General features: G+C 36.7%; 11 protein-coding genes. 9 read left to right on the top strand and 2 right to left on the bottom strand.

Annotation, left to right across the window (positions count from 1 at the left end; genetic code table 11):
* Positions 1–218 precede the first annotated feature (218 nt).
* The 4 genes from CH376_RS22495 (at position 219) to CH376_RS22475 (ending at position 4,620) form a co-directional block, all read left to right on the top strand.
* A complete protein-coding gene (locus tag CH376_RS22495; protein WP_125232032.1) occupies positions 219–1,256 on the top strand; it encodes a hypothetical protein in 1,038 nt (345 codons plus the stop codon).
* A 231-nt stretch (positions 1,257–1,487) separates the two neighbouring features.
* A complete protein-coding gene (locus tag CH376_RS22490; protein ID WP_100788456.1) occupies positions 1,488–2,333 on the top strand; it encodes a toll/interleukin-1 receptor domain-containing protein in 846 nt (281 codons plus the stop codon).
* A gap of 281 nt (positions 2,334–2,614) precedes the next feature.
* Complete coding sequence (locus CH376_RS22480; RefSeq protein WP_100788455.1) at positions 2,615–3,115, top strand: hypothetical protein; 501 nt, start codon at positions 2,615–2,617, stop codon at positions 3,113–3,115.
* The gene (locus CH376_RS22475; RefSeq protein ID WP_100788454.1) at positions 3,106–4,620 is read left to right on the top strand and encodes an ATP-binding protein; all 1,515 of its coding nucleotides are present in this window, start codon (positions 3,106–3,108) and stop codon (positions 4,618–4,620) included. The genes CH376_RS22480 and CH376_RS22475 overlap by 10 nt, the downstream gene beginning before the upstream one ends.
* Positions 4,621–4,793: 173 nt before the next feature.
* Here the strand turns inward: CH376_RS22475 and CH376_RS22470 are convergent, their stop codons facing one another.
* The gene (locus CH376_RS22470) at positions 4,794–5,138 is read right to left on the bottom strand and encodes a helix-turn-helix domain-containing protein (protein ID WP_100788453.1); all 345 of its coding nucleotides are present in this window, start codon (positions 5,136–5,138) and stop codon (positions 4,794–4,796) included.
* Between the two features lie 71 nt (positions 5,139–5,209).
* Here CH376_RS22470 and CH376_RS22465 point away from each other — a divergent pair, with 71 nt between their 5' ends.
* From CH376_RS22465 to CH376_RS22460, 3 genes are all read left to right on the top strand, one after another.
* Complete coding sequence (locus tag CH376_RS22465; protein ID WP_100788452.1) at positions 5,210–5,623, top strand: transcriptional regulator; 414 nt, start codon at positions 5,210–5,212, stop codon at positions 5,621–5,623.
* Positions 5,624–6,229: 606 nt separating this feature from the next.
* Complete coding sequence (locus CH376_RS24115) at positions 6,230–7,135, top strand: STM4504/CBY_0614 family protein (protein ID WP_125232031.1); 906 nt, start codon at positions 6,230–6,232, stop codon at positions 7,133–7,135.
* 281 nt (positions 7,136–7,416) lie between these two features.
* A complete protein-coding gene (locus tag CH376_RS22460) occupies positions 7,417–9,087 on the top strand; it encodes a P-loop NTPase fold protein (RefSeq protein WP_100788450.1) in 1,671 nt (556 codons plus the stop codon).
* 163 nt (positions 9,088–9,250) lie between these two features.
* Here the strand turns inward: CH376_RS22460 and CH376_RS22455 are convergent, their stop codons facing one another.
* Complete coding sequence (locus CH376_RS22455) at positions 9,251–9,574, bottom strand: helix-turn-helix domain-containing protein (protein ID WP_165783651.1); 324 nt, start codon at positions 9,572–9,574, stop codon at positions 9,251–9,253.
* 90 nt (positions 9,575–9,664) lie between these two features.
* On the opposite strand from CH376_RS22455, the gene CH376_RS22450 reads away from it, so the two are divergent.
* Together CH376_RS22450 and CH376_RS22445 are read left to right on the top strand one after the other, a co-directional pair.
* Entirely contained in the window at positions 9,665–10,087 is a 423-nt protein-coding gene (locus tag CH376_RS22450) for a helix-turn-helix domain-containing protein (protein ID WP_100788448.1), read from the top strand.
* Positions 10,088–10,660: 573 nt separating this feature from the next.
* The gene (locus tag CH376_RS22445; protein WP_100788446.1) at positions 10,661–11,695 is read left to right on the top strand and encodes an SIR2 family protein; all 1,035 of its coding nucleotides are present in this window, start codon (positions 10,661–10,663) and stop codon (positions 11,693–11,695) included.
* The last annotated feature ends 315 nt before the right edge of the window (positions 11,696–12,010 follow it).

The following is a 12,010-nucleotide window of genomic DNA, read 5'->3' as shown; positions in this document are numbered from 1 at the left end:
CCTTTTTTTGAATTTGATCGTTACAAACTCAATCGGCAAGGAGAGCCTTCTCATTCATTCTTAAATCTGCGAAATATTTTGGACGTTATCTGCGGCCGCAACGTCGAGGAGACTCTTTCGTTAGGCGACATCGAGAAAATATGTATCAGTGCGACCAAATAATATACTTACTTTTGTCTATTTTGAGTTTCGTAATTGTAAATAAAATAGGCGAAAAAATGGTAACAACAGGTTATGAAAGAATAAGCATTTCTCTTACTATTGATACTGCGCCTGCTTTTAATATTGTTTATAGGATTTTAACTCCAGCTCTACTATTAATTTTCTACGCAGCGATTTTATCCAATACGGATTATGATTATTTAAACCGCAAAATCGCTTTCGTGAATTATTATTATGTTAGTATTAGAATATTAGTAATAATAATTTATGGTAGGACGCAGGTAGTTAATTGGCGTCGTCAGCTTATAACATTTTTAGGCATAATTTTGGTCACTTACTTTTTGGATGAAAATTACCTCCATAGTTCCACGAAGATTTTACCAGATCCCGTTAATTTAATTAATGAGCTTTGGATTATAATTCTAATTTTTATATATAATCTCTTGAATAAAATTGGAGTAAGTCCAGAAGATTCTGACAAAAGAAAGAAGAATTATATTTTAAATAAATATAATATATTTTCGAAAAAGTGGAAAGATTTAGTTTTAAAGTCTAAAGGCGAAATATTATACTCCATGATATTTTCCATAATGATTTATGAAAATTTTAATCGCCCATGGATCTTTAGAAAAACGGAAAATTTATTAAAGAAACTTAAATTCCCAATCCTAACAACTGGAATAATGCAATTCAACTCTACTTCTAACCTGTCGGATGAGGAGAGCATCAAGCTATGTATAAAATTCTTAAGAAGGCGATTAATTAAAGTTTTGAAAGACGGGACTCAGTCTTCTTTACGAGCGTACCATTTTATACAAGGGCCCTCATATAATGCATTTCTTGACGATATTATTCAACAATATAATGTTCGTAGTGATTATTATAGGGAAATTGCATTTATTAATGAAATAATTGAATCAAAGCTTAATTCCGAAATTAATCAGGAAAGAAATACATTTCGCTTAAATAAGCTAATTGCAAGATACTTAATTCTTAATGAAAATACAGAAGTTCCTGATGATTCTGGACCATTTGGGGACATTGATTATGAATCACTTAAGCGAACCTATTTCAAAAGAAAATATCGATTATAATCTCGACGTCGCCTAACTGCGGCTTCTCGCGGCGCATCGAGATTGCTATCGCAACTCTCGCTTGGCCTTCGGCACATTTGCTTTGTCACTCGGTTTGCAAGACGCTCACTAAGGTTCGCTCAAACCTCGCGCCAATTCTTTCGCACGCTTAGGCGTGCTTCAGAACCGCAAACGTCGAGAAGCCTATTTCGTTATGCGAAAGCGTCTATACTCACAGAAAAGGAGATTAGAATGAGTTCAATTTTTTTAAGCCATAATTCTAAGGATAAACCGTTCGTTCGGGAATTAGCAAAAAGACTTTCGTCTGACGGAATTCTTGTTTGGTTAGATGAAGCCGAAATTAATGTAGGAGATTCATTAATTGAAAAGATTTCTACTGGAATTCAAGAAATGGATTTTGTTGCTGCGATCATTTCAATAAATTCTATCGGGTCTTCCTGGGTTCAAAAAGAACTTAGTTTGGCGATGAGTAAAGAAATACAGGGCAAAAAGATTGTTGTTTTACCGATATTAATAGATTCTTGTAACATTCCATCATATATTTCTGATAAGTTATACGCAGATTTCCGGATTCCAGAAAATTATGAAGAAGGTTATTATTCACTTCTCAAAGCAATAAAAAATCATCAAAAAGCTAATGTAAAAACAACGAGCCTTACTTCCGCACCGGTGCAAACGGGTAATCCAATAAAGGATTTCATAGATTTAAGTTTGATTGGAGTTGATAAACAAAAAACGCAAATATCTCGTCCTGGTACAAGCATGTATAATGTTTATTTAGAATTATCTTTCGCACCTCCGCAAAAATGGTCAGAGGTATTTGAAAGTGAGAGAAGATTTCCCAGACATTCAATGTGGCGCAATGCTATGATTAGGGGAAAATATATTATCGTAGAATGTCCTCTTGACGAACTGGAAAAATATCACCTTCGGGATATTAAGGAAGATATTTCTAACTCAAATGCAAAATACCGCGGTATTCTTTTTCAGGAACAACAATCAAAACTTCGTCTTGAAGAAGAATTAAAAAAGCAAACGGAAAAGAAAAACGATATTTTAGATAATTTGAATATATAAATAAGACGCCTTCGCATAACTTCGTCTCCTCACTCCGCTCAGGATTGCTAATGCAACCTTCGCTCCGGGCTAAAGCCACATTGCTTTGTCACTTCGGTTCGCGGGACGCTCGCTAAGGCTCGCTCGAACCTCGTGCCAACCGCTTCGCGCACATGCGCTTGCGGCCGCAACGTCGAGGAGACTCTTTCGTTATCTGCAATGCCGCGTCCCTCATTAAGACGCCAGCCATCCTTGGCTGGCTTAATAAATTAGGAAGATCTAAAAGGAGAAAATAGAGCAAAATGGCATCTGAACTTGATATTCTAAGCCGTAACCCAAATAAATTGGCAAATCTATTATCTTTAGTACTCGATAATACGGAACAGAAGAAAATATTAGCTGTCAGTGAGAAACACACCAAGCTTTTAATGAAACTGAGTAAGCACCATTTACAATTTGCAAAGAAGATTTCAAAGCCAATGGACTGGCGTCAAAAAATATCTAGGTCTTATTATTCTTGTTATAACGCGAGTAAAGCTATTCGGCTAATTACGAAAGGAGAATATAGTCAGGAAGCCTCTGACCATAAGAAGATTGGTGAATTGCCAAATGATTTTCCTCAGGAAAGTGTTTGGTCTAATTTTCTTAATCAAATGCGTGCTGACCGAAATTTGTCGGATTATGACCATGAGAAAATATGTTCAGATTTGACACATACACCTCGAGAATATATAACGCAAACGGAATCATTCTACAAAGAAGTAAAAAAATATTTAGCTAGTCGAGGAATAGTATGCAGTTAATGGATGATTTGGCACCGCGTATAATAGATCGGTTTGCCGCAGTTTTAAAATCTTCTATTCCTAAACATAAAATCGTAACAAAAGGCGGAGAAGAATTTTTAGAAATTTATGTTGGTTCAATTACCGAAAATGCCACGAAAGCATTACAGGAAGTTAAGAATGAACTTTTGATAGGTAGCGCAATTTTAAACAATGTATATTTAAAAGAATCAATTGTAGATAATTGGTTGTCTTCTTTGGAAGTAGACGTACTGCAAAATTTGATTTCGGAATCCCTTACAATTGGTAAGAATTCATTAAATACAGATTTTTATAAAAAATTTATTCCTTTTGTTGGTGGAGAAGAAAAGCGAATATCATCTCTTACAAATAATATTGTATATGGAAGAAGAGGGGCTGGAAAATCGAGTTTAATACTTTTTGGGTGTAGAAAAGTATTAGAAGAAAATATTCCGTACGTTTGGGTTGCAATGCAACAATATCAAAATCGAGCAGATATTCAGGTTATTGTTCAAGTTTTTTATGAAATTGTTGCTCAATTGGAAAACGAAATTGGAGCTGATTCCTCTACAAAGCTTAAGACCTTAATTTTCGAATTAGAAAATAAAGGTACTAAATTAACTTTCGATGATGTAAAACAAAAGATTCCCTTAATGTTTAGAGACTTATCATCATTTGTTCAACAAAGAAAGGCGCTTTTCTTATTCATAGATGATCTTCATCTAATTACTACTGGACTTCAACCTTTATTCTTATCAGCTTTATATTCTCTAGCTAGAGGCAATAATATTTATTTAAAAATTTCGTCGATAGAGAATTTAACTAACTTATTTGATTATTCGACTAATGAAGGTATGCAAATTCCAGGAGATCTACAACGTATTGCTCTAGATTATAATTTAATGACTCCGGATAAGGCCTATAAACATATAAATGATATTATTGAATCTTATGTGCAATATTGCGGTATCCCAAATTTAAATTCACTTTGTGAAGCGCGGCCGCGTTATCGTCTTACTTGGGTTTCTGCGGGGGTTCCTAGGGATGCTTTATATATCTTCAACAATAGTATTTCCAAAGCGAGAAACGAGAAACGGAAGAAAGTAGCAATTGTGGATATTAATATGGCTGCCGCCGATTCAATGACTGAGAAAGAGAAATATATTTCTGATGATGTTGAAGATCAACCTGGAAGTATTAATGAGATTTTGGAAAATATAAAAGACTTTTGTTTTAAGAAAGCTAAATCAAATGCATTTTTAGTTCATAAGGAGCCAAAGAATGAAAAATATAAACTGATAAAGAAACTTGTTGATTTAAGATTTTTACATATTCTCCATCCCGGAATTACTCCAGATCGGAAAAATGAAAAGTACGAAGCCTTTTTATTAGATTATGCATTCTACACCGGGTTTAGAAAAATTACTAGTGTCAAAGAATTCAAAGAAACACCTAAAACACCAACTGCAAATGAACTTAGAACTTTAAAAAAATTCAAATTATAAGTTCTTTTATTTCAGCTTGTTACGCTTCTTGCATCGCGGACCGGCAAGAACCGCGCCACTCGAAGACTTCGCGATCGAGTGGCGCTGGTAAATCGTTTTGCCCTGCTTTTACCCCTCGTTAAAACTGCTTCGCAGATTTTACTCGGGTGAAATTCTTCGATTTCATAAAATCATCACTTAGAAAATACGGAATAGAAATACTCAGGAGGTTTATTATAAAGTCTGAATAAAATATAAAAGTCTTCGATTAATAATCGACGTTGACCTGATTCCATCTGTGAAATATAACTTTGATGTCTTCCGAGTTGTTTTGCAACTTGAGCCTGAGTTAAATTAGCTTCAATCCTCGCCGTTCGTAGCCGATCAAAGAAAGCCTTCTGCTCTTCCTTCGATATTTCACTCGTAAAACTCGCTTTAGTTTGCTCAGAGGAGGGATTTTGGTCGCGGAAAGGCCACCAGAAGCGTCTTTTTCTGCTTTCCGAATGAGGGTACGGTCCGGATACTAATTTAACGCCCATGTATTGCCAGATACATTGATACACCAAAAGTGAATTAATGTCAATATAAATATTTTATTAGTGTATTTTTAATGACCTCAAAGAAAACTGAAAAATTAGTCGGAAAGAAGGTACAAGCAGTTCTTCAAGATCACGGCGAAAGTCAAAAGGAAGCGGCTCCTGAGTTAAATATTACTCCGGCAGGATTAAATAATATCATTCAGGGTAGAGTAGAATCTTTGTCTCAGACGTTCTTAACTTCCTTTAAGGAAAGATATAAAATTAACCTTGATTGGCTTTTAGATGATTCAAGATCGATTAAACCTGTTTTGTATTCTTCATCTGATGAAGGACCGGTTTTTCAGATGGATGAGGATAAAATTTTATTCAGTAAAATCAAAAATACAAAAGGGTTAAAAGAAATCGTAAAAACTCTATTACAGATTTCTCCTGAACAAAGAAAAATAATTGCTGATGTCGCTTCTGAATTTGCGAAAAAGAAGTAATCATTTAAATCTTAAATCGCAATTTTATAGGCACCCACTAATCGCCTCCGCCGTCCTTGGCGTCGCCGATTAGAATTCGGGGCGGCGGCACAGCAGATAACTAAAAATTGTCGCTGCGCTTCGGGTTCGCTTCGCGCCCCTTGCTTGGGCTTCGCCACATTCGCTTTGTCACTCGGCTTGCGAGCCGCGACTAATGTCGCTCAAGCCTCGCGCCAATTCTTCCGCGTGCTTAGGCACGCTCCAGAACCGCGAACGTCGACAATCACTTGTCGTTATGCGCCATTCCGCTTCGCTTTCATTTGGGTTTAGACGAGATTGGGAAAAGAGAATTGCGCGTGGTTTCGCTTTTTGTCTCAGCGCGCAATTTATAGCTTTTCTTGGCTCGCGGAACAGCGCATAACTGCGGTTTCTCACTGCGCTTCGGGATTGCCAAGGCAACCCTCGCTTGGCCTTCGGCACATTTGCTTTGTCACTCGGCTTGCGGGTCGTTCGCTAAGGCTCACTCAAGCCTCGCGCCAATTCTTCCGCGCGTTTAGACGCGCTCCAGAACCGCAAACGTCGAGAAACCTACCTCGTTAGGCGCAAGACCGAATAATTAATAAAAGTATGTATAATATATTTTCGAAAAGACAAAAACAGATGAGAGGGGAAGTTCCCGATATTTATCGCTACGATGTACTGCCAGAGACTTTGAGAGTTCAATTTATTCATATTATTAATGACGTATTAAAGTCGATAGGAGGAGAGGAAGAACGTTACCAAGTAAGAGAACTTTTAGAAGATGTTCACCGCATTTTACTCAAAGAATATGGTGTTTTTTTCCTAATTTCAAGCCATCAATCTCCAATAGATGATTATTTAAATTTTATATTAAGGGAAAAGAATGTTGAACGTGTGCTCGATGGCATAGAATTATTTGGAAAAGCATTATCTTTGGTAAAAGATAATTTATACTATCCTGGAAAAATCACTAGTTCAGAGGCTATAAAAGAAGTAAATAGCCGCTTTCGTGAAGCAGGGATTGGGTTTAAGATAGAAGATGGAATCATAGTTAAAATTGATTCTGAATTACTCCATAAAGAAACAGTTCAAGATACTTTAAAATTAATTCACGGAAAAGAATATTTAAATATTAATAATGAATATTTATCAGCCCATGAACATTTTCGACATGGAAGATATTCAGAAGCTATTGCAGATTCATTGAAAGCATTTGAATCGAGTCTCAAATTAGCCTGTGAGAAGAGAAAAATTTCATATGATAAAAAAGATACTTCGAAAAGACTTATTGATTTGCTTTTTCAGAATACATTTTTTCCTTCATACATGCAAACTTACATAGGAAGTCTACGTGCAATCTTAGAAAGTGGAATTCCTACTATAAGAAATAGAACTTCAGGCCATGGAAAGGGAGTCGGCACTGATCCAGAGGCTCTTGCTACAGAAAGTTTGTCTAATTTTATTCTTAATATAACTGGTTCGGTTATTAAATTTATAATTAAATCTATTTAATTTCGGTCCTTCGCCTAACTGCGGCTTCTCGCGGCGCTTCGAGATTGCTCCGCAACTCTCGCTTGGCCTTCGGCACATTTGCTTTGTCACTCGGCTTGCGGGTCGTTCGCTAAGGCTCACTCAAGCCTCGCGCCAATTCTTCCGCGCGTTTAGCGCGCTCCAGAACCGCAAACGTCGAGAAACCTAGTTCGTTATCTGCCATGCCGCGCCCCTCATTATAGCGCCTGCCGTCCGTGGCTGGCTAAAGTCCTTCGATGAATTTTTAAGATTTAATTAATATAATGTCTTTGGATACTATTAAGTCTCAGATCAATATTTTTTTAAAAAGCGATCTCCCAGAAGTTCTTGCAATTAAAGGTGCTTGGGGATCCGGAAAGACCTATACTTGGAATAAAGTTCTTTTAGAAGCTAAAAGTAGAAATGAAATATCTTTTGAAAGATACTCATACATTTCCTTATTTGGAATTAATTCTTTAGAGGCTTTAAAATACGCGGCTTTCGAAAATTCAATAAAAAGAAATTTGATTGGAACAACACCTAGCTTAAAGACTTTAAAAGAGAATGCCAAAGCAATTTTTGAATCTTCTGGTCGGAAGTTGATCGGATTTATCAAAGAAGGACCCTATGTTCGAAATTTTTCCAATGCAGTTACATTCTTTTCTTCTTTGGCCTTATCGAAGACTATTGTTTGCATCGATGATTTAGAGCGTATTGGGAAAGGATTACCTTTAAAGGATTTACTTGGATATATTTCTTTTTTAAAAGAGCAAAGAAATTGTAAAATTGTCATACTTCTTAACGAAGGTGAGGAGGGGTTAGACGATTATTTTAAATATAAAGAAAAAGTTGTAGATATTGAATTAAAATTTGCTCCTTCGCCAGCTGAATGTGCTTCAATCGCATACACAGGTAGTGGCGAGTTATACGACTATTTACGTAACTTGTCCCAAGAATTAGAAATAAAAAATATCCGTATTTTAAAAAAAATTGAAAATCTCTTCCTATTGGTTGAACCTTATGTTAAAAAATATGAAACGGAAACCGTTGAAAGAATATTTCGTTCTCTAGCTTTGTTTTCTTGGTGTTATTATTCTGCAAGCGATGAAACTCCTCCACTCGAAATAGTCTTAGATATTGCTAATAACTTTTATGATAATAAAGCTGTAGAAAATTCGAACTACGAACGGTGGCGGATAATGCTCAGTGATTATGGATTTACTTCTGTTTCAGATATGGATTTAGTTTTATTGGAGATTATCGAATCAGGTTATTTGGAGCGATCTATTTTTGAAGAAATTTCAGAAAAGAAAAATAAAGAGGTCTTAGCTTCAAAATTAGATCTGTTTCATACTGAGGCTTGGCGTTTATATCACGAAAGCTTTGAGAATAATGAGGAAGAAGTGATTTCGTCTATTTATGAAAGTTTCAAGAAAAATGTTCAAAATATTACGCCGATAAACTTGAATGGGGCAGTAACTTTATTCCGTAATTTAAATCTTTCTGATAGAGCTTCAGAACTAATCGATTATTATATGGAAGCAAGGAAAAATGAAACGGAACTTTTTAATTTGAATGGAAGTTATATTTTTGGAGATATGAACGACGTAGAAATCAGAAGAAAATTTTCTGATTTCTATATAAAATCCAAATTAAGTGAAAATATAGAAGCAGTTTTTATGAGATTAGTTGATCGTGGCGCTTTGAGAGAAGAAGACGAAATAGTCCTCGCGAATACATCGGTAGATGATTATTTTCGAATCTTTAAATCTCAAACGGGCCAGAATCTTCCAATGTTTGTAAGAGAGTGCTTAAGATTTGGGAGATATATTAATGCAAATGAAAATCAAATTCAAATTGGGAAGCGGGCAAAAGAAGCGTTAAAACGAATCGCAAAAGAAAGTAAGTTAAACTGGTTAAGAGTAAAAAAATTCGGGATTGATATAGACGATTAATTTAACTTGTCACGGTTCTTGCATTTTGGAAAGGCAAGAACCGTGACACCCGAACGCTTCGCGATCGGGACAGTAAAACTAGTCGTTCTATCTATCTTTTCGCCCTCGTTAAAACTGCTTCGCAGATTTTACTCGGGCGAAATCGTTCGATTTCATTAAATCATTACTTAGAAAATACGGAATAGAAATAGTCAGGAGGTTTATTATAAAGTTTGAACAACATATAAAAGTCTTCGATCAATAATCGACGTTTACCGGATTCCATCTGAGAAATATAACTTTGATGTCTTCCGAGTTTCTTTGCAACTTGAGTTTGAGTTAAATTAGCTTCAATCCTCGCTGTTCTTAATCGATCAAAAAAAGCTTTCTGCTCTTCCTTAGATATTTCCCCTTCAAAAGGCGCTTTAGTTTGCTCTGAGGATAGATTTTGGGCGCGGAAAGGCCACCAGAAGCGTCTTTTTCTGCTTTCCGGATACTGGTCTGGCATAGATGCTCCTAAATCATGCGTTAATACATAAAGCCAAGTGTATTCAGTATGAATATATTTGTCAAAACGTATTTTATTTGATTATATACAATGGCAACGGAAAATTCGGTAAAACTAATTGGCGAGAAGATCAAGGCTGTGTTTGAAGCGGCAGGGATTAGCCAACGACAAGTTGCCCAAAAACTGAATCTGACTCCTGGCGGATTGAACAGTAAACTTACTGGTAGGATCGAATCCTTTGCTCCGTCGTTTCTGTATTTTATAAATTCTGAATTTGGTGCTGACTTAAATTGGTTAGTCGATGATGCACAACCTGTAACTCCCGTCATTTACACGAAAGGAGTTACTCGTAAGGTGAAAGACGACGATCAATTATTTAACCAGATGAAAAACACCGAAGGTGTTAAAGATATTATCAAGAATCTCTTAGATCTTTCTCCTCAAGAGAGAAATACTTTTAAAGATTTGATTAATCAATATTCAACTCTTAGAAAGAACTTAAAGAAAAGTTAAAAGTGCTATTACTAATCGTCTCCGCCGTCCTTGGCGTCGCCGATTAGGATTCGGGGCGGCGGCACAGCAGATAACTAAAAATTGTCGCTGCGCTTCGGGTTCGCTTACGCGCCCCTTGCTTGGGCTTCGCCACATTCGCTTTGTCACTCGGCTTGCGGGACGCGACTAAGGTCGCTCAAGCCTCGCGCCAATTCTTCCGCGCGTTTAGCGCGCTCCAGAACCGCGAACGTCGACAATCACTTGTCGTTATGCGCCATTCCGCTTCGCTTCTATTTGGGTTTAGGCGAATTTGGGAAAAGAGAATTGCGCGTGGTTTCGCTTTTAGTCTCAGCGCGCAATTTATAGTTTTTTTTGGCTCGCGGAACGAGCGCATAACTGCGGTTTCTCACTGCGCTTCGGGATTGCCAAGGCAACCCTCGCTTGGCCTTCGGCACATTTGCTTTGTCACTCGGCTTGCGGGTCGTTAGCTAAGGCTCACTCAAGCCTCGCGCCAATTCTTTCGCGCGTTTAGACGCGCTCCAGAACCGCAAACGTCGAGAAACCTAGTTCGTTAGGCGCAATCACGCAAAATTTATGGAAAAGAAAGTTTTTATCCTTGGAGCAGGAGTTTCTGCTTTAGTTGGAATTCCAACTATGCAAAATTTCGTTACACGATCTAAAGACTTGTATGCATCGAATACAAGTAAATATAAGACCTTCGAAAATGTTTATTATCTGATGGATCAATTAGACTCAATACGAAGATATTTGAACATTGATCTTCAAAATATTGAAAGCGTTTTGTCTGTACTTGAAATGGAACAATGGTTAGGGGATAATGATTCAGAGATTGTCCTTTATAAGGAATACATTAAAACGGTTATAAAAGAAAGTACGCATGAAATATATGTGCCGAATTCTCGAAAAGAACAATCACTAATTACGGGCCGCGTGACTTTAGCCGAAAGTGCAAATGCGGTGTTAGGAAAGAATTATACATATTTGATTGCTTTCATATGTTGTATTTTTGCGATAGATATAAGATTCAATTTTTCTCAACATTCGATAATAGAATCAGTTTCGTTTCAATATAAAGATAGTCAATTAAGTAAAAACTCAATTGTAACCTTTAATTATGATCTGACGATTGAAAAAATATTTGATTACATGATGAGTAATGGGTTGGATATTAAAAAATCTGAGTTTCTTTTAGAAAATAACGTAGTTAAAATTCATGGATCGATAGATACAGATATAATCCTTCCGAGCTGGTCAAAAGGAAAGGATGAAGACTTTAGGGAGATTTGGATAAAAGCTTCTCAGGAGATTCGGGATGCCAATCACATAATATTTCTTGGATTTTCGATGCCTCAAAGTGATTCGTATTTAAAATATTTTATTGGTTCAGCGCTGAAAAAATGTTTTAATTTGAAAAGCATAAGCTCGATAACTTTAGACGATGACGGTAACACTATGGAGCGTTATCAGGACATGTTTAAGAATTTCAACAATTTTCAATTTTCAAACATGAATCTCTCCGATTATTTTAAGAATATATTTTTCCCTGAAATGTCTCTAGATAATGTGGATGATGAAAAGTTTCTCGCACGGCATAATTCTTTATTTTAACAATGCATGACTGCGCCTAACTTCGTCTCCTCGCTCCGTTCGGGATTGCTCATGCAACCCTCACTCCGGCTCCGCACATTGCTTTGTCACTTCGGTTCGCGAGCCGTTCGCAAAGGCTCACTCGAACCTCGTGCCAACCGCATCGCGCTATTGCGCTTGCGGACGCAACGTCGAGGAGACTCTTTCGTTAGACGAAACGACCGCCAAATTTCTTCGTAGGAGATGTGCTTCCGAAATATGACAATAGAAAGAACGGCAGTTTTTGGTTTTAAAAGTGATTTGACAACTGAATTATAATGCTGTATTTTGAATAAA

This window comes from Leptospira adleri (assembly GCF_002811985.1).
In the GTDB taxonomy this organism is placed as follows: Bacteria; Spirochaetota; Leptospiria; order Leptospirales; family Leptospiraceae; genus Leptospira; species Leptospira adleri.
The sequence above is the reverse complement of the archived record's forward strand: the minus strand, read 5'-3'. Positions and strand labels throughout refer to the sequence as shown.